This is a genomic window from Ensifer sp. ENS08 (assembly GCF_014852195.1).
GTDB classification, from domain to species: Bacteria; Pseudomonadota; Alphaproteobacteria; order Rhizobiales; family Rhizobiaceae; genus Ensifer; species Ensifer adhaerens.
The window spans coordinates 362677-387295 of sequence record NZ_JACVBF010000002.1 but is presented as its reverse complement, the minus strand read 5'-3'; the positions used below and the strand labels follow the sequence as shown (position 1 = coordinate 387295).

General features: G+C 63.8%; 25 protein-coding genes. 15 read left to right on the top strand and 10 right to left on the bottom strand.

Annotation, left to right across the window (positions count from 1 at the left end; all coding sequences use genetic code 11):
- Positions 1-9: 9 nt before the first annotated feature.
- Positions 10-2319, bottom strand: coding sequence for a rhodanese-like domain-containing protein (locus tag IB272_RS07445; RefSeq protein WP_192444257.1), 2310 nt, complete (start codon positions 2317-2319; stop codon positions 10-12).
- A gap of 124 nt (positions 2320-2443) precedes the next feature.
- Positions 2444-4180 carry an adenylate/guanylate cyclase domain-containing protein gene (locus IB272_RS07440; RefSeq protein ID WP_060516063.1) on the bottom strand — a complete coding sequence of 579 codons (1737 nt, stop codon included), beginning with the start codon at positions 4178-4180 and terminating at the stop codon, positions 2444-2446.
- Positions 4181-4426: 246 nt separating this feature from the next.
- Between IB272_RS07440 and IB272_RS07435 the strand changes: the two genes are divergently transcribed.
- Together IB272_RS07435 and IB272_RS07430 are read left to right on the top strand one after the other, a co-directional pair.
- The gene (locus tag IB272_RS07435) at positions 4427-5350 is read left to right on the top strand and encodes a bifunctional helix-turn-helix transcriptional regulator/GNAT family N-acetyltransferase (RefSeq protein ID WP_060516062.1); all 924 of its coding nucleotides are present in this window, start codon (positions 4427-4429) and stop codon (positions 5348-5350) included.
- 250 nt (positions 5351-5600) lie between these two features.
- Complete coding sequence (locus IB272_RS07430; RefSeq protein WP_060516061.1) at positions 5601-5957, top strand: response regulator; 357 nt, start codon at positions 5601-5603, stop codon at positions 5955-5957.
- Positions 5958-6076: 119 nt separating this feature from the next.
- Here IB272_RS07430 and IB272_RS07425 read toward each other — a convergent pair whose 3' ends face one another.
- On the bottom strand, positions 6077-6685 hold the full coding sequence (locus IB272_RS07425) for a histidine phosphatase family protein (protein ID WP_192444256.1): 609 nt from the start codon (positions 6683-6685) through the stop codon (positions 6077-6079).
- A 260-nt stretch (positions 6686-6945) separates the two neighbouring features.
- Between IB272_RS07425 and IB272_RS07420 the strand changes: the two genes are divergently transcribed.
- On the top strand, positions 6946-7176 hold the full coding sequence (locus tag IB272_RS07420; RefSeq protein ID WP_060583220.1) for a hypothetical protein: 231 nt from the start codon (positions 6946-6948) through the stop codon (positions 7174-7176).
- 161 nt (positions 7177-7337) lie between these two features.
- Here the strand turns inward: IB272_RS07420 and IB272_RS07415 are convergent, their stop codons facing one another.
- Entirely contained in the window at positions 7338-8033 is a 696-nt protein-coding gene (locus IB272_RS07415; RefSeq protein ID WP_113136382.1) for an SOS response-associated peptidase, read from the bottom strand.
- A gap of 91 nt (positions 8034-8124) precedes the next feature.
- A complete protein-coding gene (locus IB272_RS07410; protein WP_192444255.1) occupies positions 8125-9528 on the bottom strand; it encodes a DUF1254 domain-containing protein in 1404 nt (467 codons plus the stop codon).
- A 288-nt stretch (positions 9529-9816) separates the two neighbouring features.
- Here IB272_RS07410 and IB272_RS07405 point away from each other — a divergent pair, with 288 nt between their 5' ends.
- The 11 genes from IB272_RS07405 to IB272_RS07355 all read left to right on the top strand — a co-directional run bounded on the left by IB272_RS07405 (position 9817) and on the right by IB272_RS07355 (position 18718).
- Positions 9817-10392 carry a TetR/AcrR family transcriptional regulator gene (locus IB272_RS07405; RefSeq protein ID WP_060516055.1) on the top strand — a complete coding sequence of 192 codons (576 nt, stop codon included), beginning with the start codon at positions 9817-9819 and terminating at the stop codon, positions 10390-10392.
- Positions 10389-11354 carry an EamA family transporter gene (locus IB272_RS07400; RefSeq protein WP_060583217.1) on the top strand — a complete coding sequence of 322 codons (966 nt, stop codon included), beginning with the start codon at positions 10389-10391 and terminating at the stop codon, positions 11352-11354. The genes IB272_RS07405 and IB272_RS07400 overlap by 4 nt, the downstream gene beginning before the upstream one ends.
- 16 nt (positions 11355-11370) lie before the next feature.
- Positions 11371-12312, top strand: a complete 942-nt coding sequence (locus IB272_RS07395) for a DMT family transporter (RefSeq protein WP_113136383.1) — start codon at positions 11371-11373, stop codon at positions 12310-12312.
- Positions 12313-12390: 78 nt separating this feature from the next.
- Entirely contained in the window at positions 12391-13122 is a 732-nt protein-coding gene (locus IB272_RS07390; RefSeq protein WP_192444254.1) for a hypothetical protein, read from the top strand.
- Between the two features lie 447 nt (positions 13123-13569).
- Positions 13570-14004: an Rrf2 family transcriptional regulator gene (locus IB272_RS07385; protein WP_034793085.1), complete on the top strand. Its 435-nt coding sequence runs from the start codon at positions 13570-13572 to the stop codon at positions 14002-14004.
- Between the two features lie 164 nt (positions 14005-14168).
- Positions 14169-15053 carry an NAD(P)/FAD-dependent oxidoreductase gene (locus IB272_RS07380; RefSeq protein ID WP_192444253.1) on the top strand — a complete coding sequence of 295 codons (885 nt, stop codon included), beginning with the start codon at positions 14169-14171 and terminating at the stop codon, positions 15051-15053.
- Between the two features lie 138 nt (positions 15054-15191).
- On the top strand, positions 15192-16010 hold the full coding sequence (locus tag IB272_RS07375; protein ID WP_192444252.1) for an arginase family protein: 819 nt from the start codon (positions 15192-15194) through the stop codon (positions 16008-16010).
- A gap of 134 nt (positions 16011-16144) precedes the next feature.
- A complete protein-coding gene (locus IB272_RS07370; RefSeq protein ID WP_060583212.1) occupies positions 16145-16939 on the top strand; it encodes a DUF1194 domain-containing protein in 795 nt (264 codons plus the stop codon).
- A 79-nt stretch (positions 16940-17018) separates the two neighbouring features.
- Positions 17019-17543: a MarR family transcriptional regulator gene (locus tag IB272_RS07365; protein ID WP_060583211.1), complete on the top strand. Its 525-nt coding sequence runs from the start codon at positions 17019-17021 to the stop codon at positions 17541-17543.
- Entirely contained in the window at positions 17540-18328 is a 789-nt protein-coding gene (locus IB272_RS07360) for a DNA alkylation repair protein (protein WP_192444251.1), read from the top strand. The genes IB272_RS07365 and IB272_RS07360 overlap by 4 nt, the downstream gene beginning before the upstream one ends.
- Positions 18329-18376: 48 nt before the next feature.
- Complete coding sequence (locus IB272_RS07355) at positions 18377-18718, top strand: DUF6616 family protein (RefSeq protein WP_034793040.1); 342 nt, start codon at positions 18377-18379, stop codon at positions 18716-18718.
- A 25-nt stretch (positions 18719-18743) separates the two neighbouring features.
- Here the strand turns inward: IB272_RS07355 and IB272_RS07350 are convergent, their stop codons facing one another.
- The 3 genes from IB272_RS07350 to IB272_RS07340 form a co-directional block, all read right to left on the bottom strand.
- The gene (locus tag IB272_RS07350) at positions 18744-19169 is read right to left on the bottom strand and encodes a GNAT family N-acetyltransferase (protein ID WP_090294191.1); all 426 of its coding nucleotides are present in this window, start codon (positions 19167-19169) and stop codon (positions 18744-18746) included.
- Positions 19170-19367: 198 nt separating this feature from the next.
- Positions 19368-20960 carry an arylsulfatase gene (locus IB272_RS07345; protein ID WP_192444250.1) on the bottom strand — a complete coding sequence of 531 codons (1593 nt, stop codon included), beginning with the start codon at positions 20958-20960 and terminating at the stop codon, positions 19368-19370.
- A 151-nt stretch (positions 20961-21111) separates the two neighbouring features.
- The gene (locus IB272_RS07340; RefSeq protein ID WP_034793006.1) at positions 21112-22776 is read right to left on the bottom strand and encodes an arylsulfatase; all 1665 of its coding nucleotides are present in this window, start codon (positions 22774-22776) and stop codon (positions 21112-21114) included.
- Positions 22777-23093: 317 nt separating this feature from the next.
- On the opposite strand from IB272_RS07340, the gene IB272_RS07335 reads away from it, so the two are divergent.
- The gene (locus IB272_RS07335; protein WP_034793003.1) at positions 23094-23564 is read left to right on the top strand and encodes a truncated hemoglobin; all 471 of its coding nucleotides are present in this window, start codon (positions 23094-23096) and stop codon (positions 23562-23564) included.
- A 121-nt stretch (positions 23565-23685) separates the two neighbouring features.
- Here the strand turns inward: IB272_RS07335 and IB272_RS07330 are convergent, their stop codons facing one another.
- Positions 23686-23928, bottom strand: coding sequence for an EamA family transporter (locus IB272_RS07330; RefSeq protein WP_192444249.1), 243 nt, complete (start codon positions 23926-23928; stop codon positions 23686-23688).
- Between the two features lie 27 nt (positions 23929-23955).
- A complete protein-coding gene (recX, locus tag IB272_RS07325) occupies positions 23956-24543 on the bottom strand; it encodes a recombination regulator RecX (protein ID WP_060603666.1) in 588 nt (195 codons plus the stop codon).
- Between the last annotated feature and the right edge of the window lie 76 nt (positions 24544-24619).

Below are 24619 nucleotides of genomic sequence, written 5' to 3'. Positions count from 1 at the left end.
GGCCGCTTGCTACTTGCCGACCTCGATCACGAGCGGGTAGCCCTCGTCATCCCACTCCAGAAATCCGCCGGCGAAATAGTAGACGCGGGTGTAGCCCCAGGCGATCGCCTTGGCCGACGCATAGGCGGCATGGGTGCAGTTTCTGCCCTGACAATAGAAGGCGACCTCGTCTGCCTTTCCCACCACCTTGGCGAGGCTTTCCTTCGATAGCGCGGTCAGCAGCGACAGATTGACGGCCTTGGGGAGATGGCCAATGTCATAGGTGAGCGGCGCCCGCACATCGATGAAGGTGACGCCGCGCGCAAGCAGCGCTTTCACTTCCGCAACGTCGACCTTTATCGTTCGCTCGACGCTGAGCTCGCCCTTCGTCAGCGAAATGAACTTGGCATAGTCGTCGAAGGCAAGGTCCGTGCCGGCCCCTTCCGGCAATCCGGCCTTGCGAAGTCCCTCCTGCAGCCGCGCGATATAGGGCCTGTGGTAGCTGAAGGCGCTGCCATACCAGTCATAGGCGCTTTCCTGGACGGTGAGTGGATCTCCCAGCGAGGACGTCGCCAGTTTGTTGTACTGGTCGACCAGCCTCTGAATGTCGCCCGTGCGACCGAGATGTCCATAGCTCGAAGTCAGCGTGGCGTAATCCCCCAAGAGTTCGGAGCTTTTCTCGAGCACCCGCTCGTAAGTGGCGGCGGCCTCGTCGTATTTGCCTTGAGAAAACAGCGAGACGGCGAGCATGCGCAGCGTTGCCCGCGTCGGGTGAGGATCGAACCGCATCGCCAGGCGCGCCTCCTGTTCCGCCTCCGTCGCGCGTCCCGTCGCATTGAGGATCCGCGCCATGCCGACATGGTTGTCGGGATCGTTGGGCGCAAGCGTCATCGCTCGGTCGATGGCGGCGAAGGCTTCGTCGTAACGCCCCTGCTGCGCAAGCACCTGCGCCGAGACGGCATAGGCAAGCGGCGTCGGCCTCTCCATCGCCTTTGCGAGATTTCTGGCGAGGTTCCTGGACGCGGCCTCCCTGCGGGAATAATCCCAGGAGAGGGTGCTCGCCCGCCAGTTTGCCGCCGCCAGCGACGCGTAGGCACGGCTATAGTGCGGGTCGAGCACGATCGCCTTCTGGAAAAATGCGGAAGCTGCGACCGTTTCCGCTTCGCTGTCGCGGCGAAGATGCTCCCAGCCGCGCAACAGGGTATCGTAGGCCTTCGGGTTCGTCGTTTCCGGCACCGCCGCCACGTTCTTTTCGGCACTCGTCAGCTTCACGGAGAGCGTCGAGACGATCTGTCCGATCACCTTGTCCTGCAGCCCGAACACGCCGCTCATTTCCCCATCATAGCGCTCGGCCCACAGGTGGTGCCCGTCGATCGCGTCGATCAATTGGGCATTGACCCGAACCTGGTTTCCCTCCCGACGGACACTCCCTTCGAGGATATAGTGGACGCCCAGTTCCGCCCCCACCTGCTGCGCCTTGGTGGGCTTGCCCTTGTAGGCAAAGGTCGAGTTGCGCGCGATGACGAAGATGCCCGACAGTTTCGACAGTTCGGTGATCAGGTCGTCGGTCATGCCGTCGGCGAAGTAGCTTTGCGCTGAATCGGAGCTGAGATTTTCGAAAGGCAGCACCGCGATCGAGGGCGTCTGCGGCAGCGGCAAGGCGGTCTGCGCAACGGACGCGGGCTCGACGCTCTCGCGCCTCTGCACCAGCCACGTCGCGGCAAGGCCGGTCGCAACGATCACGGCCAGCGCAGCCGCAATGCGCCAGCCGCGAAGGGTCTCGAAGGTGAAGCGCCGACTTTTGAGATCTCCGTCGAACTGCACCCGGTAGACGCGGACGGGCCGCTGGATGTTCTTCACGTGATGCTCGCCGATGAACTCCAGCGGCAGTTCGAACTTGCCCTGCAGGTGGTCGAAGGCGGTGCCGGAGACGAACAGGCCCCCTGGCTCGCACATCTGCTCGAGGCGGGCTGCGACGTTGACGCCGTCGCCGAGCAGATCATCCCCCTCGACGACGACATCGCCGAGGTTGATGCCCATGCGCAGCAGCAGCCGATGCTCGCGCGGGATATCCGCCTGGCGCGCCGCAACCCTGTTTTGCGACGCGACCGCACAGGCGACGGCATCGACGACGGAGCCGAATTCGACGATCGCACCGTCGCCCATCAGTTTGACGATGCGGCCGTGGTAGTCCTGCATGAGGGGATCGAAGATGTCGCAACGCCACGCCTTGATGGCTGCGAGCGTACGGGCCTCGTCGGCCTCCATCAGCCGCGAGTAGCCGACAACGTCGACGGCAAGAATGGCCACCAGCCGCCGTTCTGCGCGAACTGCTTCCATAGCCACCTCTCCCGACGGTGCAGCAGGCTCCGCAATTGCGTTGTCAGGGGCGGAAACGCATCCTCCTCGCCTCCGGATCCGTGCTTGCGTCCACGCGCACGCCTTGAGCGCGCGGGCCCGCTTTTCACCCCGCCCCCGCCTTCACCAGCCCCTCGCGCAGATGCTGCAGGTCCTCTTCCTGCGCATAGTGCATGGTCGCCAGAAAGGTCTCGATCTCGAAGCTCGGCGCCAGCGCCTTGACCTTGCCGATATGCGCGCCCGCCGCAATCGCATCACCGCGCCAGCCGTGGCAGGCGGCGACGAAGGCGTGCTGGGTCTCGTCCATCGAGGTCAGGTGCATGAAGGCCTCGATCGCCTCGCCATATCGGCGCGCGGCGAAATGCGCCTTGCCGAGGTGGCTCCAGAAGCGTTCCGGGTGGTGCGGGTTGAGGCGCATCGCCTTCAGGATCCATTCCGCTCCCTCCTCCGGCCGGCCGAGCCAGGTCAGGAGTTCGCCCTGCTGCACCACGACGAGGTCGTAATTGGGGTTGAGGAACAGCGCCCGCTCCTGGTGATAGCGCGCCGTCGTCAGTTCGTTGGTGTTGACGTTGACGGCGGCAAGGATTCGATGCACGTCGGCATCGTTGTCGTCCAGCGCAAGCGCCCGTTCGAGCTCGGCGTTGACCTCGGCCCAGGTCGCCTCCTTGTCGGCACACCAGCCGTAGACCCAGGATTGCCCGAGGATGCAGGCCCGCCAGGCATGCGCGTGGGCATAGCCGGGATCGAGCGAAACGGCACGGTCGATCAACGCCTGCGCCTGCCTGTTGTCGTCGGCACTGCTGCGGTGATGCAGCACCTTGGCGGCAAGCGCACATTCATAGGCCGCCATGTTGGCCGGCTTGGTGCGCGAAAGCTGGTCGCGCTGGGCGGCCTCCAGCCGACCGGGCACGGTCGCGGCGATCGCCGCCGTCACCTCGTCCTGAATGGCGAAGATGTCGTCGAGCTGCCGGTCGTATTTGTCGGCCCAGATGTGCGCGTCGTTGACCGCGTCGATCAACTGGACGGTGACGCGCACCCGCTCGCCGATCTTGCGCACGCTGCCTTCCACCAGATATTGCGCCCCGAGGCTGGCAGCCACCTCGCGCACGTTGACCGACTGGTTCTTGTAGACGAAGGAGGAGTTGCGCGAGATGACGAAGAGCTCATGCCTTCGCGAAAGCTCGGTGATGATGTCCTCGGTCAGCCCGTCGGCGAAGAACTCCTGGTCGGGATCGCCGCTCATATTGTCGAAGGGCAAGACGACGATCGTCGGTTTGCAGACGCCTTTTTTCGCTTCGCTCCCTCCCGTCGAGGCCGGAAGGTCCAGACCCTCGAGACCTACGCGGTAGAGGCGCACCGGCCGGCTGATGTTCTTCAGCGTCTTCTCTCCGAGATCTTCGATCGGCAATTCCAGCCGGTCGGCCACTTGCGTTGCCACCGCCGCCGTCACGCAGATGCCGCCGACTTCGGCCAGCTGCTCGGCGCGCGCGGCAATGTTGACGCCGTCGCCGAAGATGTCGTCGTCCTCGAAGATGATGTCGCCGAGATTGATGCCGATGCGGAATTCGATCCGCCGGTCCTCCGGCACATCGGAGTTCCGCCTCTTCATGCGCTGCTGGATCTCGACCGCGCATTTGACCGCATCGGTCACGCTCTGGAATTCCACCAGCAGCCCGTCGCCGGTGGTCTTGATCAGCCGCCCCTTGTTTTTGGCGATCGCGGGATCGATGAGCTCGATGCGGTGGGTGCGGAGCCGCGCAAGCGTGCCCGCTTCGTCGGCCTCCATCAGCCTGGAGTAGCCGGCCATATCGGCCGCCAGCACTGCGGCTAATCTCTGCTCCATGGGCTTGCCAAACACGTTGAAAAGCGGCCCGTTCCGGATTTCCGGACCTAAGAGATATCCGATCCGATATTATCGCAGCCTGAAACGATCTCCTACCTAAATTAGCAAATGCAAAAACCAAAAGGGGGCGCACATGCGCCGGCGCTCGGCAGCGGGCGGTCCCGCAGGCCTTGGCGCATTCCTGCTTGACAATACTTGCCTTAGGCAACTAATTATCTGATCAAGGCAAATTCATAAAGGCATCCCATGTCTCCGCAGCAAATCGATGACCGCGCCCAGACGGTGCGGCGCTTCAACCGCTTTTACACCCGACTGATGGGCCTGCTGCACGAGCATCTGCTCGCCAGCGCCTTCTCGCTGACCGAAGTCCGGATTCTCTATGAGTTGGCGCATCGCTCCGGTCTGACGGGGAGCGACCTTTGCCGCGAACTCGGCCTCGATGCGGGATATCTCAGCCGCGTCATTACCGGCTTCGAGAAGAAGGGGCTGATCGAAAAGACCCGTTCGCCGGCCGACGGCCGGGTCACGCAACTCGAGCTGACGGACGCGGGGCGCGCGATCTTCCAGCCCCTGGAGGATGCATCACAGCGCGAAGTCGTCGCCATGCTGGAAAAGCTTTCGGTGCCGGAACAGAAGCAGCTGGTGGGCGCCATGGGCGAGATCGAAAGCCTGCTTGCCGAGGAGCGCACGCCGGGCTTCATCCTGCGCGATCCGCAGCCGGGCGACATGGGCTGGGTGATCCACCGGCAGGGCGCGCTCTATGCGCAGGAATATGGCTGGACCACCGCGTTCGAAGCGCTGGTCGCCGAGATCGTCGTCAAATACATGCACGACTACGATCCGAAGTCGGATCGATGCTGGATCGCCGAAAAAGACGGCAAGGTCGTCGGCTCGGTATTTCTCGTCCGCCACGATGAAACGACGGCGAAGCTGCGCCTGCTCTATGTCGAGCCCACCGCCCGGGGCCTCGGCATCGGCCGTCGGCTGGTCGAGGAATGCATGCGCCACGCCCGCCTTCTGGGCTACCACCGCATGATCCTGTGGACCAATGCCGGCCTCGACGCCGCCCGCCACATCTACGAGAAGGCCGGCTTCGCGCTGATCGAGGAAGAACAACACCACAGCTTCGGCAAGGATCTCACCGGCCAGATTTTCGCGCGGGACCTGTAGGAACGGCAGGCACGCCATCCGCTGGAAGATCGAGAAGGCCATTAAGGGGCGTCTTCTGCTGGCCTCGCAGGAAAGCGGCGGTCCGCCGGTCACGCCCCCCCGACGACGTCGGGCTTCGGCACCAGGCTTATCGAATTCTCCGTGAGAAGCGAATTGGGCGCGCGCGTGGAACTGAACTATGCACCAAAGGGTTTGGCAGTAGAGATCGCTACGCCCCTGTCACCGGTCTCCAAAGACAGAGACTGGTTTCATGTCCAAGTCCGTGCTTCTCGTCGAGGATGAGTTCCTGATCGCCATGGACCTCGAGCTGCTGCTGGAAAGGCACGGCTGGCATGTCTTGGGACCCGCCGCGACGGTAAAGCAGGCCCTGCAGCTCTTGCGAAGCGCCGAGCCGGCGGTGGCCATTCTGGACGTTACCCTGAAAGACGGCACCGTGACGCCGGTGGCGGAGGCGCTTCGGGCGCAGAGCGTGCCCTTCGTGCTTGCCAGCGCCTATGAAAAACCGGAGCAGGTCGGCGGAGAGGTTCTGGCGGGGGCAGTCAATGTCGGCAAGCCAGCGGATACGCGGGCGTTGCTGAGCGCTCTGGAGCAGGCGATGCAAACGTGATGCTTCCGCAGTCCGCGCCTGCCTTTGGCCGATAGCCCTCCAACCGCGAAGAAACGTCGATCCACCGCGGCGGCCACTGGAAAAGCCCGGGAGCCGACCGAGGTGCCGCGCTGGTGCTTTCACTCGGTAGCGGACGCCAGTTGCCGGCCGGTCGATATGCCGGTGACGAGGCTGAACGTCCCTTCGCCGAGACGATAAAATCCATCCTGCGGCACCGGCAGCTCCAGCATTTCCCGCCTGGAGAGGCCGGCATAGACGCCGCGCAGCAACCGGCCGAACAGCCCATGGGAAATCGCGACCGTCGGCCGCCGGATATCCGCAAGCCAGCTTTCCGCCCGCGCACAGGCGGCATCGAAACTCTCCCCATCCGGCGAACGGAAATACCAGTCGAAGACATCGGAACCATCGAGTTTGCCCGGATACTCCATGTCGATCTCGAACTTGGTCATGCCATCCCAGCAGCCGACCGAAACCTCCATCAACCGCGCATCCTCGCGGCTCGCAAGCGGCAGCACCCGCTGCACCCTTTCGGCGGTTTCGCGGGTCCGTCCGAGCGGGCTGACATGCATCTCGAACGACGGCACATCATCACCAATCTCGGCGCGAAGGAGGTTGGCGACAGCATCAGCCTGCTCGGCGCCAAGCCTCGTCAGCGGCGAATCCAGCTGCCCCTGGAACCGACCGAGCGTGTTCCAGACGGTTTCGCCATGGCGGAGAAGATAGATCAAGAGATGGCCTTTCCATGAGCCTGCGGCTGGCGCAGGCAGCTAGATCAGGTCGCCAAGACAATGTCGAGCACTGAGCTTGCGCTCCCGTCAGGCGATACGACGCTTTTCCAGGCCACCCCTCTCGCACAACACAAAGGATCGTGTTCAGTTTCAGCCGCAATCAAGGAAGGCATCGATGTCGCAACGGTACATATGGACGTTAGCTGCTCACATTGGGCGCAAGCTCCAGCGTGCCTCTTCCGGCGTCCGCTGAGCCGGAAATGGCGGCGAACTGTGCGCTTCTCCGCCATGAAGACGTCGCGGGTATCGCTGCTACGGTCTATCGATATGAGCGACAGATCCAAAAGGACTATAATGTCCGTGTCGAAATGTGGATTTCCAAGGAAACCGGGTTGCCGCTAAAATCCCATTTCAGGGCGCTGCCTCTCGATAACATCTCTGAGCGCCGTCTGACCTACACCTACGGCGATGACGTAAAGGCACCGATTTGAGACGGCAAAGCTCCAGCGGGAGGATCGTGAAGGTTGCCAAAACAATCGTTCACGATATCGCCTTTATCATCATCGCGTACATCGTGTTTCAGGCGGTTATGGCACTTGCGATCGTGCCGTCATTGCTTTGGGCTCAATGGACGAAGTGAAGCGCTTCCCCTTCAATCCACCGGATCCAAGATATCCGGCGTATCGTTCTTCGGCGAGCCGACCTTGCTGCCGATCTTCCACATCGTCATGAGCTCAGGCGGAAACGGCTTCATCAGGTCAGGCGCTTCCGGCTCCGGCGAAAGCCAGCGCTCGTAATCGTCGGGATGCAGGATGACAGGCATGCGGTCGTGGATGTCGGCCATCATCGCGTTGGCGTCGGTGGTGACGATCGCAAAGGTGCGGATATCCTCGTCGGTATCGGGGTTGCGCCAGCTCTCCCAGATGCCGGCAAGGCAGAAGGGTTCGCCGGTCTTCATCGCGATCGCGTAGGGCTGCTTGTTCTTGCCGGTGCCGTGAATGTCCTTCCACTCGAAGAAGCCGTCGATCGGCACAAGGCAACGCCGGCGCTGGTAGGACGAGCGGAATTTCGTCGCGATCGTGTCGCTCCTGACATTGACGAGCGGCCTGCCCGCCTTCGGGTCCTTGGTCCAGCTCGGGATCAGTCCCCAGCGCGCCGAGACGAAGACCGGGCCGAAGAGATCGGGATCGCGGATCACGTCGCGGATGATGATCGGGTAGATCAGCGTCGGCGCGCCGTTATAGCGCGGAAACTGGTTGGCGATCGCTTCGACGCCGCCGCGCTCCGCAAAGCCGAAGGCGCGCAGCAGCCCCTCCAGATTGGTCTTCAGATAGACGCGTCCGCACATGGTGGCTCCTTCACCCACAGCTGCCAGGCATAGGTATGGCTCCGCCGGAATGCGTCAACACCGACACTTTGCAAGTACCGCTTTGCTGGCGCTACGGCGTCTTCTCGACGTCAGGCAGTTTCCAGGTCTTGTCGAACAGCGGCTTTTGCGGCCCGTAGAGCCGGAAGAGCAGTTCGAACTTGCGGGCGCGATCAACCGGCACGAAGTTCGCCTCCTTGCCCGCAGGCGCCTTGGCGCCGAAATAGACGTCGACCGAGCCGTCGGCATTTTTCTTCACCCCCTCGCCGATCGAGGCGACGCTCGCCTTGTCCATGTTGCGGATCAGCGCATGGGTCTCGCGGTCGTAAGCGGTCACCGACCAGTATTGCTCGACCGGTGCATCCTTCGGCACGACGAGGCGATAATTGGCGCCGCCATCGAAGGCATTGCCGTCCTTGTCCTTGTTGGCCATCAGGTAAAACTGCGCCGTGCCCAGCCGCTTGATGCCGGTGAAGCCGAGCGTATAGGTCACGCCACGGGCATCGACCGGATAGAGACCGGGATCGGCAAAGGCGTCCGAGGCGGCCTTCACCATTTCCGGCAGCGCGGCGGGAAACCAGCGGATGCCTTCGTTGATCACGGGAAAACCGGCGTCATAGCGCGCCGAAAGCTCGGCCCTGGCTTCGGCCGCCGCCTTGTCGAGCAGCGCCTTGGTTTCGACGCTTGGCTCGTAGGGTTTGCCCTTCTCGATGCCGAGCGTCTTCAACTGGTCGATCATCACCCGGTCACGCTCGAGCCAAGGCTCGGTCTGGACGACCCGGTTGAGGTTGTCGAAGAAGCTGGCGTCGAAGCGGATGGTGCTGTCGAACAGCACGTCATAGGCATCGGTGAAGATCGTTTCCGGCGGCTTGTCGGTCACGGGCATCGGGTAGATCTTGACCCTCTTGCCATAGGCGACCGACTTTTCGATATCGGCGTCGCCGTGGCTCTCCAGGTTGGAGCGCAGCAGCGCGAAGCCGGTGAACGTATCCGAGCGCAGCGGGATGACGCCCTCCGGCACCTCGCCCATATAGTCCGGCGGCAGGATCAGATACTTGCCGCCCTTGCCCTCGTCGGCGCCATGCGGGCCGGCATCTTCGAGCGGCATCTGCCAGGCATTGACGATGTTGCCGGCGATCGATCCGCCCTCGGCCGGCGGGATCTCGATGACGATGGGCCCGTCCTTCACGTTCCAGAACGACATGAAGTAGATCGCGTCCGGGTTCGGCGTCAGCGTCTGGTTCTTCCAGTTGACCGGCTTCGACCAGTAGACGATCTCGTTGACCTTGGCCTTCGTCGTCGAAAGCATCGTCTGCAGCATCAGGTCGGCATTGACCGCCGGTATGCCCCAGATCACCGCCTCCGTCGCCCGGCGCTCGATCGCGCGGTTCTGGAGTTCGGCCGGCAACATATCCTGCGCCGCGACGTTCGTCGCGCCGGCCAGAAGCACCACGCCTGTGAGTATAAATCGCAGCATGCCGAATCTCCCTCATACGCCGCGGCCGGCGGCCTTGAAATCTCTCGACCGCCGCTGCCTCGCAAACTCCATTGCGGGCCACCAATGCGAAATTTAGTGCGAATGCATGCCGAGCAGTAGACCCGTTGCGTGCGACGCGCGGAAGTACGTTACGGTTACAGCCGCAAACACAAACGGCGGCGATCGGCCGGCGCATCACCGCATCCTCATCCCCTTTGAAAAACACCGCGTCACTTGACATCGGACCAAAATAGGTAGATCGGTCTACCTAATAGATTGGAGAAAGCGATGAGCGACAAGGCGCCGGCGCGCGAGCGGCTTTTGAAGGCGGCAGCCGAACTGTTCTACCGGGATGGGGTCGGTGCCACGGGCATCGATGCGATCACCGCGCATGCGGGCGTCGCCAAGATGAGCCTCTACAACAACTTCTCGTCCAAGACCGATCTGGTGAACGCCTATATCGAGGCGCGCCACCGGGAATGGCAGGAGCTTTACCGCGAGCGCCTGGCCCATGCGGCAACGCCGAGAGACCGTGTGCTGGCGATCTTCGACAGCTATGTCGACCACGCTGAAATGGCCTATTCCTGGGGCTTCCGCGGCTGCGGCCTCCTGAATGCCGCAGCCGAGCTTTCGGTCGGCGATCCCGCCCGCGACATCGTCGCCTCGCAGAAGGACGAGGTGGAAACGCTCTTCAAGCAATATCTCGCCGAGATGAAGCCCGACGCGGGTGCCGCCATCGACGAGACGGCGGAGCACCTCTCCTTCCTGCTCGAAGGCGCGATGTCGCGTGCCGGGCTCGACGGACATGACGCACGGCTGAAGACCGCGCGCCGGATCGCCATCTCGATCATGGACCAGCTATGACCTCCCGAAATTCCGCTTCTCTCGTCGGCTTTGCCTGCGTGCTCACCGCCTCCGCGCTCTGGGGCACGACCGGCACCACCGCCACCTTTGCTCCAGGGGTCAGCCCGCTTGGCATCGGCGCCGTCGCCATGGGCCTCGGCGGCCTGCTCCTGGCGCTGACGGCGCTGCATTCGATCGTCAAAAGCAGGGCGAAGATCGCCGCGCAGTGGCCGATGCTGATCCTCGGCTCGCTCTCGGTCGCGATCTATCCGCTCGCCTTCTACTCTTCCATGCATCTCGCCGGCGTCGCCATTGGCACCGTCATCTCCATCGGCTCGGCGCCACTCGCCGCTTCGCTGATCGAGCGCATCTTCGACGGTCAGAAGCTCACCACTCGCTGGTTGCTGGGTGCCGCCGCCGGCCTTGGCGGCGCCGTGCTTCTCACCTTTTCGGAAAGCCACGGCAGCGCCGGTGCTGCCGACGCGACGGCCGTCCTCTACGGCATCCTGCTCGGCCTCGTCTCCGGCCTGCTCTACGCGCTCTATTCCTGGGTCGCGCGGCGGCTGATGCAGGCGGGCATTCCGCCACGCGCCGCCATGGGCTCGATCTTCGGTGTCGGCGGCACTCTGCTGTTGCCGGTGCTCGCCTTCACCGGCGCGCCGCTTTTAGCGTCGTGGACCAATGTCGCCGTCGGTATCTACATGGCGCTGGTGCCGGTGCTGGTCGCCTACGTGCTCTTCGCCTATGGCCTCGCCCGCGTGTCGGCCACCATGGCGACCACGCTGTCGCTGCTTGAACCGGTCATCGCCGCCGTGCTTGCCGTCGTCATCGTCGGCGAGCGCCTGCCGGCCGAGGGCTGGGCGGGCATCGGGCTGATCGTCGGCTCGCTCTTCATCCTTACCCTGCCGATGCCGGGCCGGCGCCGCCGCGCCGAACGCCCGCGATCCGCCGCCGCCATCGACGCGGCCCTCCCCAGCCGCTAGAGCCGGAACCCTTGATATGAGCGACGTCGCTGCGCTGCCTTCCCGCCAGCCAAACCGGATGTGGGCCGTCGTCATCCTGATCCTGCTTGAGGCCGCGCTGGTGATCTCCTGGAGCGCCGGCTTCGTCGGCATCCGCTTCGCCATCGATCACGCGCCGCTCTTCCTGATCCTCTTCTGGCGCAGCCTCGTCTCCGGTCTCATACTGCTGCCCTTCGCCCTGACGGTCGGGCCAAAGATCTGGTTGCAGGACGCCGTGCCGCAGATGCTCTTCGGCGCGCTTGCCATGTCCGGCTATCTCGCGGGCTTTGCGCTGGCGATCTCCTATGGCGTGCCCACTGGCCTCGTGGCGCTGATCACCGACATGCTGCCGCTTGCCGTCGCCATCCTCTCCTGGCCGGTCCTCGGCCAGGCCTTGACCGCCCGCCAATGGCTCGGCTCCTTCATCGGGCTGACCGGTGTCTTGATCGCCTCCGGCTGGTCGCTCGATATCGGCAACGTTCCGCTCTGGGCCTATGGCCTGCCGGTTCTCGGCACCCTGTCGCTGGCGCTGGCGACCCTGCTGCAGAAGCGCAGCCCAGCGGGCGCCATGCCGGTGCATCAAAGCCTCTCGATCCAGTGCCTGTCGGCGGCAGCGATCTTCGCGCTCTTTGCCTGGCATGAGGGCAGCGTTCTGCCGGTGCTCGATCCGGGCTTTGTCGGCGGTATCCTCTGGCTCGTTTTCGTCGCCACCTTCGGCGCCTGGAGCCTCTATTATCTGGCGCTGAAAAAATCCTCGCCCGCCCGCGTCACCGCCATCCTCTATTTGAGCCCGCCCGTGACGATGATCTGGGCCTTTATCATGTTCGGCGAGCCCCTCTCCTGGGCCATGGCCGCCGGCCTCGTCGTCTCGCTCATCGGCATCGTCATCGTCGCGAGGGCACGGCAGCCGGCCCGGGGGCAAAGTCCGGAGCACGTCTAGGAAAGCCATCCACTGACCGCTTGCATCTTGTGGTGGTGTCTGCGACAGCTTCGCCCAAACCACCGGGGGACAGCGACCATGAGCTTTTCCGAAGTCAAACCACGTCACGTGCTCTGCCTGCTCGGCGGAGAACGCCCCTTCTCCGACCTTTGCGAGATGATCCAGTCGGCGATCGAGAGTCTCGCGCCAGGCTTCGAGATCGACGACACCTTTTCCGAGGACGCCCCGGACGACCGCATGCCGATGTCCTTCGAGGTCTGCCGGGATCGCGTCAAGAAGGGTGCCTGGACCGAAGCCGACGAAGAGGCCGTCAGCGACCATCGCTCGGTCATCTATGTGCTCGGCCCGCCGATGACGGCAGAGGATGCGGTCAAACATTCAGCCATCGCACTTCGGCTGGTCGCCCACACCCTCGATAACGGCATCGTCGCCGCCAAGGGCGAGAGCGCCGGCGTCGCCCACGGCGTTGAGAGGTGGAAAGAGCTTGCTCGCGACGCCGAAGGCCAAACAGGCGCTGCACTTGCCCACCCCTGCCGCCTCGCCTTTGCCAAGCGGCCGATCGGCACCGACGAACATCTCTACAGCATCGGCTTCCATCTGGTCGGGATACCCGAAGTCTACGCGCCGAAAACCCTCTCCGACGACGAACTGGCCTTGAGCGCGTTGATCGACACCGTTGCCGACGAAGTCTTCAGCGACGGCGTCGAGACGGTGCTGAAGCACCGCGGCGCCCAATTGCTGCCCGTCGACGCCTATGACGAGGACGAGTTCAAGTACAATCCCTTTGGGGCCATCCATCTGGCGTCATAGATTCGAACCGCCCCAGCAATGAAGGTACTTATGCCAGCGTCAGATCGCGAGAAACGACTGCTCCTCAGCGTGCAACGCGCCTTGCTCGGAACAGTCCCGCCGACGATATCGGCCGTAACGTGCGGCTGGAACAACGACAATATCGTCCTCGAGTTCTTAGTAGACTCAGCTTTTGACGATGAAGATCGAGAACGTTGTGAAGTTGTTGCAACTGAGGTGGTCGCGGATTTCAGCTATGAAACGATAACGTCTGTCTTCACGGTACAAGCTTCCGGCGGACCGAAGACCCCAGTCGAAGAGCGGTGGTGGGCATACCGGCGATCTTAGCCGAATGCGCTGACAACAGGAGTGGCACCTCGTCAGGCAAGCCTCTGTCGCTTGGCACTTTTAGGCGTGAGCTAGAGGTACCGCTTGCATCGTACTTCGATTCGTAATAATTGAAGTTACATGAAAAAAGACAGCCGCCTTTCCTCCGTCCTGCACGCGCTCCTGCACATGGCCGAGCGCGGCGAGCCCTTGACCTCGGACGAGCTTGCCATGTGCATGCGCACCAATCCGGTGGTCGTACGCCGCACCATGGGTTTCCTGCGCGATGCCGGCATCGTTTCCTCCGCTCGCGGCCATGCGGGCGGCTGGGCGATCACTGCCGATCTCAAGACCGTGACGCTCAGGCAGTTGCACGAAACACTCGGCGAACCCGCGATCTTTGCCATCGGCAACCGGCAGGAAATGCCGGAATGCCTCGTCGAACAGGCGGTCAACGCCGCCCTCGATACCGCCTTTGCGGAGGCCGAGGCGCTGCTGCTCGACCGGTTCGCCCACGTGACCCTTGCCGACCTCGCCGAGGACTTTGCCCGACGGCACCGGCTCCGATCGCACTGACAGCAGCCGATCGATCCGTCCTGACGTGATCGATCCCGACACATCCGATTACACCGGGACCGCATAAGCGGTTTCCGGCCGGAACCCTATTGCCCAAAGCCCGGGTCGAGACACTGGTTCAAGAAACCGGTGGGCTGGCCTGCGCCCAACCGAAAGGAAGACCCATGCAACAGGACGTCATCATCATCGGCGGCAGTTATGCCGGCGTGGCCGCCGCCCTCCAGCTTCTGCGCGCCCGCCGGCGCGTGACGATCATCGACGAGGGCATTCGCCGCAACCGTTTCGCCAGCCATTCCCATGGCTTCCTCGGTCAGGACGGCATCGACCCGTCAGAGATTGCCGCAACCGCGCGGGCGCAGCTCTCCAAATACCCCACGCTCACCTGGATCGACGGCCGTGCCGAGAAAGCCAGCGGCAAGCAGGATGCCTTCTTCGTTACCACCGCTGACGGCGCCTCCTTCGAAGGCCGGCGCCTGCTCTTTGCAACCGGCGTCAAGGACGGCCTGCCGCAGATCGAGGGGCTGACCGAGCGCTGGGGCAAGAGCGCCTTCCATTGCCCCTATTGCCACGGCTACGAGCTGAACCAGGGCGAGATCGCCGTCATCGCGGCAAGCCCCATGTCGATCCACCAGGCGCAGCTCATTCCGGAATGGGGCAAGGTGACCTTCTTCACCAATGGCGCCATCACCCTCGACGCCGAAGGCCGTGCCGATCTCGTCAGGCGCGGCGTAACCATCGACGAAACCCCGGTCGCACGGCTCGAAGGCCATGCCGACGTCGTGCTGACGGATGGCCGCCGCCTGCCCTTCGCAGGCCTTTTCGTCGCCACCCGCACCACGCCCTCATGCGACATCGCCGAGCGCTTCGGCTGCGAGATCGAGGAGACCCCGATGGGCCTGCAGATCCGGGCGACGGCCGCCAAGGAAACCACCATTCCCGGCGCCTATGCCTGCGGCGACGTCGGCCGCGTTCCCCACTCCGTCTCGCTTGCCGTCGGCGACGGCGCCTGGGCCGGCGCGCAACTGCACCGCTCGCTGGTGTTCGGATAGAAGGCACACCGAGCAAGGACGCTGGCATGAAGGAATACCGAACGGACGCAACCGCATTGCGCCGTTCGGCTTCCAGCCTTGCCAAATCGACGGCCTCTGTGCTTCGTTCGCTGCAAACGCGAGTTGGAGCCGCCATCGATGCCCATTGCCCTCACCTGCTTTCAGGGTCGCGCCGGCGATCACAACGACCTCGGCATTCCCGGCGCGAAGTCCGTTGCCGCCCATCTCGCCCGAAAACTCGGCCTCGAAACGGTCACGGTCGGAGATCCGGAACCGGCGCTGAACGGCCACTGGGCGGTCGAGCTCGAAGCCGCGATGCCGGCTCTGAAGCGCATGCGAGATCGCTTCGATGTGGTCTACGCCGAGGGATCGTTTTCGCTGGCAGCGACCAGCCGCTGTGCCGTCTCGCTCGCAACCCTGCCTGCCCTTGCGAGGCACCACGGCAATGCGGTCGTCGTCTGGTTCGACGCCCATGCCGACCTCAATACGCCCGAGGCCAGCAGCACCGGCTATCTCGGCGGGCTGGCGCTGTCCGGGCCCTGCGGCCTCTGGCAGTCCGGTCTGGGCGGCGGGCTTTCCATCGAAAATATCGTGCTCGTCGGCCAGCGCGACCTCGATCCCTTCGAGGCCGAACTCATCGAGGCGAAGCGCATTCCGCATATTCGTCCCGGTGCCAATCTCCCGCGAAGGCTGGCCGAAGCCGTCGCCGGCCGACCGGTCTATATCCACCTCGACTGCGACGTGCTGAACCCCGGCATCGTGCCCACCGACTACCAGCATGAAAACGGGCTGTCGCTCGATGACCTGCGTGCAGCCTGTGCGGTCCTTGCCAGGAGCGAAGTCGTCGGGCTTGAAATCGCCGAGTTTCAGAATGTTTGGGAGGAAGGCGGCGATCCGGTTTCGCCCGAACCGCTGATCGAGGCGCTGGAACCGCTTTTGCAGAAGCTGCGCCGCTGACCCGACCAGAGCCTGCCGGCAGGTTTGCCTAACCGCAGGGGGCCTAGCCGGCCAATCCATCGCCGGACCCCGCATTGCGCTAGGTCGGTTTGGGCGTAGCATGGATATCCCGCTCGCCTTCGGTATCGGCTACCATGAAGCTCGGATCGATCCTTCTTGCCTACGTCTGCCTTTTCTGCGGGAGTGCTTCCGCCGAACCGCTCCGGGTCGATCTCGAGCTGGTGCTCGCCGTCGACGTTTCCTATTCCATGGAACTCGACGAGCAGCGGCTGCAGCGGCAGGGCTATGTCGCGGCCTTCCTGGAGCCCGCCCTCATCGAGGCGATCGAGAATGGTCCCGTCGGCCGCATCGCCGTCACCTATGTCGAATGGGGCGGCTCGGCGGTGCAGGTCACGCCCTGGACGCTGATCGACGGCCGCGGCACGGCCTCGCAATATTCCGAGCTGCTGCGGCGGCAGCCGATCCGGCGGATCGCCTTCACCTCGATCTCCAACACGCTGGCCTTCACCCGACGGCTGTTCGACTACAGCCCCTTTGAGGGCAGCCGCCGCGTCATCGACATCTCGGGCGACGGTCCCAACAATTCCGGCGTCCCCGCCCCTGTCGCCCGCAATTCCACCGTTGCCCGCGGCATCACCATCGACGGCCTGCCGATCATGCTGAAGACGCACGCCGCCTCGGACTCCGCCGCGATCCCCGATCTCGACGCCTATTACCGCGAATGCGTGATCGGCGGCGACGGCGCCTTTCTGGTGGAGGTGACGGACAGCGGCGAGTTCGCCCGCGCCATCCTGCGCAAGCTGATCATCGAAATCTCCGGCCTGGAGATAAGCCGTCTGTCGCCCGAAACGGTGCGCGCAGCCCGGTTCGGTGAGGGCTACAATTGCTTCATCGGCGAAGAAATGCAGGAGCGGATGATCGGGCGGTAGGGCAGGTCTGCCGCCCCATCCACAGCCGACAACGAAGAAGCCGTTGACTCTAATTAGGCGCCTTATTATCTGTCGCCTTATGACAATGCTGGAACAAAAACACCGGGCCATGTTGCAGGAAGCCGAGCGTCGTGCGGTCGCCGAGACCGGCAACATGCGCGCCTGCTTCGAACTGCTGGCGCTGTCAGGCGCGATCGACCGGGATTGCGCCACAAGACTGGCGCCCCACCGGCTTTCGGAAGGCAAGTTCGTTATCCTCTTCCTGCTCAACGATCAACCCGAGGGCCTGTCACCGCATGAGCTTGCCGATCGCGCCGGCGTGACGCGCGCCACCATCACCGGGCTCCTCGACGGCCTGGAGCGCGATCGCTTCGTCGAGCGCCGCTCGGGCCTTAATGACCGGCGCAAGATCGCGGTAATGCTCACCGAAACCGGCCGCAGGACTGCCCGCGATCTGCTGGGCGAACACAGCGCCTGGATCGCCTCGCTGTTTGCCGGTTTCAGCGCCGATGAACACCAGACGTTCCAACGGCTGCTCAAGCGCATCTGGCAAAATCTGGAGACCGGCGCCACGCCCAAGAACACGCCGGAAACACAGACGTGAGCGAGAGCAAGAAACGCGGCGCCAGCGGCATTGGCGCCGAGCGCCTGGCGCAGCTGAACGCCGGAGCGCAAGCCATCACCTTGACCGAATGCCTCGCGGTCGACTTCGCAGCGCTGATGGGCAACATCCTGCCCGGCATCGACGACGATGCCCTTGCCGAGATGACATCGGCCGCGTCGGCCGGCATCTCCCGGCGCATGCCGCTTGCCGCCCGGCTGATCGGAGAGGGCCTCGGCCCCTCGACTTTCGAGACGCTCAAGCAGCATTCCTCGGACACGGTGCGCGGCTGGGCCTGTTTCATGGTGGCGGCCAGAGAAAACATGACCCTCGCCGAGCGGCTGGCCGCGATCCGGCCGCTGGCCGACGATAGCCATTTCGGTGTTCGCGAATGGGCCTGGATCGCCGTTCGCCCGCATCTCGCGGCCGATCTGGATCAAGCGATCGCCCTGCTGGCGGCAGAGTGGACATCAGATCCATCCGAGCGCATCCGCCGTTTCGCCTCGGAATCCATCCGCCCGCGCGGCGTGTGGTGCGCCCATCTCTCAGTGCTCAAGAAAGAACCCGAACGCGCGCTGCCCGTGCTCGAGCCGTTGCGCGCCGATCCCTCACCTTACGTGCAGGATTCGGTCGGCAACTGGCTGAACGATGCGGCCAAGGATCGGCCCGAGTGGGTCCAGGCGCTGGCGGCACGCTGGTCCGCCGAAAGCTCAGGACCCGCGACATCGCGCATCTGTCGCCGCGCGCTTCGATCCATCCCCACCAGATCCAGTTCCGGAAACGCTTGAGAGCGCCCGGAATGGCATAACCTCAGACTGACAACAAGAAAGCAGACTATGCCTCACTACCTGACCGAACTTTACAGCGCCAAGCCGGCGTGGCTCGCCCTTCCCCGTCAGGGGCGCCAGCAGTTCCTGGCCGCGATCGGCTCCGCCATGCCGGGCCTGTCGGCGCTCGGCGTCGAGCTCATCACCTTCGGCAAGGTCGACCAGTCGAAGCTGCATGCGGCATCGCAGACCTTCTTCGCCGTCTGGCGCTGCCCGGACGCGACAGCACTCGAAGCCCTCGTCGCCGGCATCGCCCAATCCGGCTGGCACGAATATTTCGACACGATCAACGCCGCCGGTCGGGGCACCGACCTCGCCGGCCACCTCGCCGAGCTCGGCGCGGCCGCCTGAGCCCCACGCTATCCAGCCCCTCAGGTCACGCTCGACTTGGGGGGCTGTAGAACACGATCTCCGGATCGTTCTCGTCGAGATTGTCGATGTAGCCGCTCGGCCGGAACCCCGCCTTGACCAACAGGTCCTGCATCGGACGGTTCGACATGTTGGTCGAGCTGAAGAGTTTCGCGCCCGACGACATGGATTGAAAGTGGGCGATCAGCGTCCCAGCCAGACCACGCCGGCGCCAGGACGTCCCCACCATCAGCATTTCGATGAAGGCCTGGCCAAAGAAGTGGTGGGTCAGCACGCCATAGGCGGCAGCCTCCCCCTCGATCTCGATGAGATGGCAGCAGCCCTGCTGGATCCAGTCGGCAATGTCGGCGCGTCGCTTCAGATCGTCGGCCGCAACGCTGTCGATCGCGCAAAGCGCCGGATGGTCGTCCTTGACCGCAGGTCGAATTCGCATGGTTCAGCTCCCGGCAGATTTGGCGGGAAACTAGGATGTGGTGTCGCTGGGCGCAATCGCGAAAGCGCTATCTCAACTGCCCCTCTCACGGCGGCAAGACGAAGTCGCGATCGGACCTCACGGCGACGGCGCGGCGCCTGAAAGTCCCCGCCGCGTCCACTGAAAATCCACGACGTCTGCCGTTATGTACCGGATCGCTCACTGCCCGAGCCCGATGTTCTTCGCCGGGTATTTCTTGAAGGTGGCGGCATGCGCCTTCATCTCGGCCAGCATCGAGGCGAGGAAGGCGTTCATTCGGTGGCCGACGGGATATTCCTCCTTCGGATCGATGTAGAGATTGAACAGCCAGGGCGCGAGGCCGACGTCGCTCACCGTCGTCATGTCGATGTTCAGCCACTGGGCCTTGGTTTCCACCACCTTCACGTGGATCTTGTACTCGTACATGCGCATCGCCATCAGGTTCTGCTCGTTCCAGACGAACACCTTCTCGCGGTTCGAACGGCCGTCATCGGCAAGCAGGAACGAGGTCTGGTCGATGCCGTCGATGTAGCGGTCGACCGGCACCTTGTCTCTGATGCCGCCAAGGCTCAGCGACGTGTTGAAGAGGTCCATCAGGTCGAAGAGCTCGTCGCTTTCGCGGCCGGGCTTGATCATGCCCTTCCAGTAGGCGATCGCCGGGATGCGGATGCCGCCCTCCCAGGCCGATCCCTTGGCGCCGCGAAACGGCGTATAGCCGCTGTCCGGCCAGCTATCGAGCTGCGGGCCGTTGTCGGAGGTGACGAAGATGAAGGTATTGTCGAGGACGCCGGCCTGATCGAGCGCATCGACGATCTCGCCGATATAGGCATCCACCTCCACCACGTCGTCCTTGTAGGGGTACTTGCTGCCGCTCTTGCCTTCGAAGGCCTTGGAGGCGAAATTGTCGGCGTGCACTTTCATGAAGCAGTGTTCGAGGAAGAACGGCGCCGTTCCCGACGCAAGCTCCTTGATCTTCTTCACCGTGAATTCCTTGAGCATCCGATCGCCTTCGGCCATCTTCTCGATGCTGTCGATCTCTTCGACCTTCTTGACTGGCCCGCCCTTTACCGCCTGTACCAGCGCCGTGCTCGATCCGGTCTTCCTCAGCATCGCCAGCCGCTCGGGGTTCAGCACCAGATCGGGGTAACGCCGCTTGTCGACCCCTTGGGTGATTTCCTTCTCGGCCTCGTAGAAGCCGTAGAACTCGTCAAACCCGACCTCGTGCGGCCGCATGCCTTCGCTTTCGCCCACATGCCACTTGCCCGAGAGCACGCTCTTGTACCCTGCCCCGCCAAGCAGCGTCGGCAGGGAAATCTCGTCGGCCCAGGGGTTCTTGGTGATCTTGTCGCCGGCAAGGATCGGTCGCGTCAGGCCGGTGCGAACCGGCAACCGGCCCGTCAGGATCGCCGAGCGCGTCGGCGTGCAGGTGGGTTGCGAATAGGCCGAGGTGAGCCTCAGGCCCTCGCGCGCCAACCTGTCCATGTTGGGTGTCGCAGCGCCGATCGCCGCTCCACCGCCATAGGCGCCGGGGTCGCCATAGCCCATGTCATCAACCACGAGCCAGACGATGTTCGGCCTCTTGCCCAGCCTGGCATAAAGCGTATCGAGCTTCTGTTGCGCCGCGGACTGCTGGTCGGCATGGATCAGCGCTGGCTCCTGCGCCTCGCTCGTGCGTATGGCCTGAGTCAGCACCGATTGTGCCGGCGCCACTGTCGGCAACGCCACCAGGATCGCCGTGTGTAGGGCAAGGGCACGCAGACTCCGCAGGCACATCGCACGCTCCTTTTTGCGATCGAACGCAAGGAATTACGCAAGGGATGCCGCCGGACCTTGACCCGCGGCAAGAGGTGGCGGCCTTTTTACAAGCCGCCGGCGCTTTGCGTCCCGCCGCCAGCGGTCGCCGGCGGCGGAGTCTTTCCGCTCTTTACCGCGGCGCCAGGCTTTCCAGTTCGCCCAGCCGCTTCATCGCTGCCTGCTGCGCCAGCCAGCCATAGTTGATGCCGCTGGCGTTCAGCGTGCTGCCGGCCTGGTACGGATAATCGTTGAAGTCGGCGAAGAACTCCTTGATCTTGCCCTGGATCGGCACCAGCAGCCACATGTTGCGGGCGAGGAACTCGATCGCCCCGCCGCCGTCTTCCATGCCGCGCTCGTAGGGGTCCATGCGCAGGTTGGCGATGACGGCCCAGCTCGGCACCTCACGGGTGGCCGTCGCGATGTTGCCGTGGCTCGCCTGGGCGAAGCTCAGCTTCCAGTCGTTCCAGCGGATAGCGTTGAGGTTGCCGCCCTGGTCGAAGTAATAGACCGAGTCACGCGGCGGCTCCTTCGCCTCGCCCTTCAACAGCCCCGTCAGGTCGTAGCCGTCGAGATGCACCTTGAAGGTCTTCGACGTGCCCTTGAAGCCCTTCTTCATCTCTTCCTTGACGTCGGCGATGCCGGCGGCGGTCGCAAAGGTCGGCAGCCAGTCCATCAGCGTCACCGGGTCGTTGATCTGCGTGCCCGGCTTTACCACGCCCGGCCAACGCACCATCATCGGAATGCGGAAGCCGCCTTCCCAGGTCGTGCCTTTCTCGCCGTGGAACATCGTCTGCGCGCCGTCCGGCCACAGCGCCAGTTCCGCGCCGTTGTCGGTGGTGTAGAGCACGATGGTGTTCTCGGCGATGCCGAGATCGTCGAGCTGTTTCAGGAGCTGGCCGACGTGACCGTCATGCTCCACCATGCCGTCGGCATGGATGCCCTTGCCGGTCTTGCCGAGCGAGTCCGGCTTCAGGTGGGTGAAGACATGCATACGGGTCGAGTTGAACCAGCAGAAGAACGGTTTGTCGGCCTTCACCTGCCGGTCGATGTAATCCTTGGCAGCCGTCAGGAATTCCTCGTCGATCGTTTCCATGCGCTTGGTGTTGAGCGCACCGGTGTCCTCGATCTTGCCGTCGGCGCTCGACTTGATGACGCCGCGCGGGCCGAACTTCTTCTTGAACTCCGGGTCCTTTGGATAGAAGTAGCCTTCCGGCTCTTCCTCGGCGTTGAGGTGGTAGAGGTTGCCGAAGAACTCGTCGAAGCCGTGTGCGGTCGGCAGATGCTCGTCGCGGTCGCCGAGGTGGTTCTTGCCGAACTGGCCGGTCGAATAGCCCTTGGTCTTCAACACGTCGGCGATTGTCGGCATCCAGTCCTGGATGCCGTGCGGGTCGCCCGGCATGCCGATCGTCAAGAGCCCGGTGCGGAAAGGCTCCTGGCCGAGGATGAAGGAGGCGCGGCCCGCCGTACAACTGTTCTGGCCGTAGCTGTCGGTAAAGATCGCGCCTTCGGCGGCGATACGGTCGATGTTGGGCGTGCGATAGCCCATCAGCCCCATCGTGTAGGCGCTGATCTGCGGAATGCCGATATCGTCGCCGAAGATGACGAGGATGTTTGGCGGCTTGCCGCTCGCGGAAGAAGAGGATTGCGCCTTGGCAGGGCTTACCGAAGCAGCGCCTGCCACCAGCGACGCGGCTGCAAAAATTGTTCCACTGAGAAGGAGATCGCGGCGGCTGACATCCGTTACCCCATTCTCGGCCATCGCTGGCGCAGCCTTGTTATCGTCATGCATGCTCATCGTACTCTCCTAGTTAAGGCGATCGGAAATGCACTGCTGTCGAGGACCGGGCGGATGATGCGCGTGCGGGGGTGGGTGTCCAAGTACGTAACAGTTACGACGTGCCGGCTCGCAACCGTTACTGAGACGCGCGACGCGGGCAATCCGTTGCAAGCCCGGGTAGAACAGCACTGGCAAAACTCACCCAGCGTAACCTCTGACAGATTGACGCAATCGCCCCTTCGGCCTCTGGCGCGACGCCCCCGCATGCCTATATGCAAGACGCCAAAGATAAGGGCCTGGGCCTGAGACATGGGCATTGAGACAGGGACATCGGGATGGACGACAACGACTTGCAGGGCCGCGCCGCTCATGTCGCAGCAATCCGCGAACGAGCGGAAGCCGAGATGAAGGCGATCGGCATCGATGCGGCCTTCATCGATCGTCTCGTCGAGACCTTCTACGCCCGCGTGCTCGCCCATCCCGAACTCGGCCCCGTCTTCGACGCCAGGCTTTCCGGCCGCTGGCCGGAGCACATGGACAAGATGAAGAGCTTCTGGTCGGCCGTCGCCTTCCGCAACGGCGCCTATGGCGGCAAGCCGGTGCAGGCGCATGTCGGCGTCGCCAACATGACGCCGGATCTCTTTCCGAAATGGCTTGATCTCTTTTCCACGACGCTCGACGACATCGCCCCGAACGGCGAGGCCAAGGCCTGGTTCATGGCCACGGCCGAACGCATCGCCCGCAGCCTGACGCTTTCGCTATTCTACAATCCGGCGATGGACGATCCGGCGCTGAAGCGCGGGTAACGTTTCCTGCCGCTCTTCCGCCGTCGCTTCCTTTATCCCCTCGCCCGCATCCACGTCACTTCCGGGCGACCTGCGACGCGACGGCAACCGATGCGACGATGATGAGCATGCCGATCGCCTGTCACGGCGTCACCGCTTCGCCGAGGAAAAACGCCGCGCCGCCGATGCCGAAGACGGGCGTCAGGGTCAGGAACAGCGCAGCCGTGCTCGCCGGCAGGCGCTTGAGGCCGATCAGGTAGAGCCAGAAGGCAAGCGCGTACTGGACGATGCCGGAGATCAGGGCGAGCGCCAGCATGCCCGCCCCCGCGGCCGCAAGGTCCTTGCCGATCGCCTGAGGCCTGACCCAGGCGAACAGGAAGACCAATCAGACAACACGACCTGCCCCCTTGGGTCAGAGCGAGCGGCCTGCAAACAAAATGTCCTCGGCCTCGTCGACCGACATCGCAAAGACCCGCTTGCCCAGTTCGAAGCTGAAGCCGCCCCGGGCAAAGGCGGAGAGCTCTTTGGCCGTACGCTTCTCGTCGAGCGCCGCTTTGCGGAACGGCCCGAAGGCGCGCTTTCGCGCCAAGACGACGGCCGCATAGAGATCGTCGGCTTCCGCCACCGCCGCAGCGACGGCGTCCCGCGCGACGCCCTTTTCCGACAGCTTCTGGGCGATCGCCCGCTTCGACTTGCCACCGCGCATGGCCGAGCGGGTCTTGATCTCGGCATAAGCTTTGTCGTTGAGCGCGCCATTGTCATACGCAAAGGTCACGGCCGCAGCCGCCAGCAGCTCCACCTGGTTCACGCTGATATCCTCGAACTTCTCCCGCGCCTTGCGCGAGATGGCGTCGAAGAGCTGCTTTTCCGTCAGCATCTGCCGCGCCAGCCGATAGGCCGCTGAATTGCGCGCCCAGGCATACATGCGCGGCGTCGGTTGATCGGATTGCGCTTGATCGTCGATGAGGTCCAAGCCTGCCCTGCCCTCGAAGTGAACCATTGATGGCACCAGTCGATCCGCGTGATCGGATCGACGTCGCCCAAAGATGCGAAATGACCTGACTCTCCGCGACAAG

What these genes read in the sequence shown, in the direction of transcription:
- IB272_RS07445 (WP_192444257.1), bottom strand. Translation starts at nt 2,319, where the DNA reads ATGGAAGCAGTTCGCGCAGAACGGCGGCTGGTGGCCATTCTTGCCGTC.
- IB272_RS07440 (WP_060516063.1), bottom strand. Translation starts at nt 4,180, where the DNA reads ATGGAGCAGAGATTAGCCGCAGTGCTGGCGGCCGATATGGCCGGCTAC.
- IB272_RS07435 (WP_060516062.1), top strand. Translation starts at nt 4,427, where the DNA reads ATGTCTCCGCAGCAAATCGATGACCGCGCCCAGACGGTGCGGCGCTTC.
- IB272_RS07430 (WP_060516061.1), top strand. Translation starts at nt 5,601, where the DNA reads ATGTCCAAGTCCGTGCTTCTCGTCGAGGATGAGTTCCTGATCGCCATG.
- IB272_RS07420 (WP_060583220.1), top strand. Translation starts at nt 6,946, where the DNA reads ATGGCGGCGAACTGTGCGCTTCTCCGCCATGAAGACGTCGCGGGTATC.
- IB272_RS07415 (WP_113136382.1), bottom strand. Translation starts at nt 8,033, where the DNA reads ATGTGCGGACGCGTCTATCTGAAGACCAATCTGGAGGGGCTGCTGCGC.
- IB272_RS07410 (WP_192444255.1), bottom strand. Translation starts at nt 9,528, where the DNA reads ATGCTGCGATTTATACTCACAGGCGTGGTGCTTCTGGCCGGCGCGACG.
- IB272_RS07405 (WP_060516055.1), top strand. Translation starts at nt 9,817, where the DNA reads ATGAGCGACAAGGCGCCGGCGCGCGAGCGGCTTTTGAAGGCGGCAGCC.
- IB272_RS07400 (WP_060583217.1), top strand. Translation starts at nt 10,389, where the DNA reads ATGACCTCCCGAAATTCCGCTTCTCTCGTCGGCTTTGCCTGCGTGCTC.
- IB272_RS07395 (WP_113136383.1), top strand. Translation starts at nt 11,371, where the DNA reads ATGAGCGACGTCGCTGCGCTGCCTTCCCGCCAGCCAAACCGGATGTGG.
- IB272_RS07390 (WP_192444254.1), top strand. Translation starts at nt 12,391, where the DNA reads ATGAGCTTTTCCGAAGTCAAACCACGTCACGTGCTCTGCCTGCTCGGC.
- IB272_RS07385 (WP_034793085.1), top strand. Translation starts at nt 13,570, where the DNA reads ATGAAAAAAGACAGCCGCCTTTCCTCCGTCCTGCACGCGCTCCTGCAC.
- IB272_RS07380 (WP_192444253.1), top strand. Translation starts at nt 14,169, where the DNA reads ATGCAACAGGACGTCATCATCATCGGCGGCAGTTATGCCGGCGTGGCC.
- IB272_RS07375 (WP_192444252.1), top strand. Translation starts at nt 15,192, where the DNA reads ATGCCCATTGCCCTCACCTGCTTTCAGGGTCGCGCCGGCGATCACAAC.
- IB272_RS07370 (WP_060583212.1), top strand. Translation starts at nt 16,145, where the DNA reads ATGAAGCTCGGATCGATCCTTCTTGCCTACGTCTGCCTTTTCTGCGGG.
- IB272_RS07365 (WP_060583211.1), top strand. Translation starts at nt 17,019, where the DNA reads ATGACAATGCTGGAACAAAAACACCGGGCCATGTTGCAGGAAGCCGAG.
- IB272_RS07355 (WP_034793040.1), top strand. Translation starts at nt 18,377, where the DNA reads ATGCCTCACTACCTGACCGAACTTTACAGCGCCAAGCCGGCGTGGCTC.
- IB272_RS07350 (WP_090294191.1), bottom strand. Translation starts at nt 19,169, where the DNA reads ATGCGAATTCGACCTGCGGTCAAGGACGACCATCCGGCGCTTTGCGCG.
- IB272_RS07345 (WP_192444250.1), bottom strand. Translation starts at nt 20,960, where the DNA reads ATGTGCCTGCGGAGTCTGCGTGCCCTTGCCCTACACACGGCGATCCTG.
- IB272_RS07340 (WP_034793006.1), bottom strand. Translation starts at nt 22,776, where the DNA reads ATGAGCATGCATGACGATAACAAGGCTGCGCCAGCGATGGCCGAGAAT.
- IB272_RS07335 (WP_034793003.1), top strand. Translation starts at nt 23,094, where the DNA reads ATGGACGACAACGACTTGCAGGGCCGCGCCGCTCATGTCGCAGCAATC.
- recX (WP_060603666.1), bottom strand. Translation starts at nt 24,543, where the DNA reads ATGGTTCACTTCGAGGGCAGGGCAGGCTTGGACCTCATCGACGATCAA.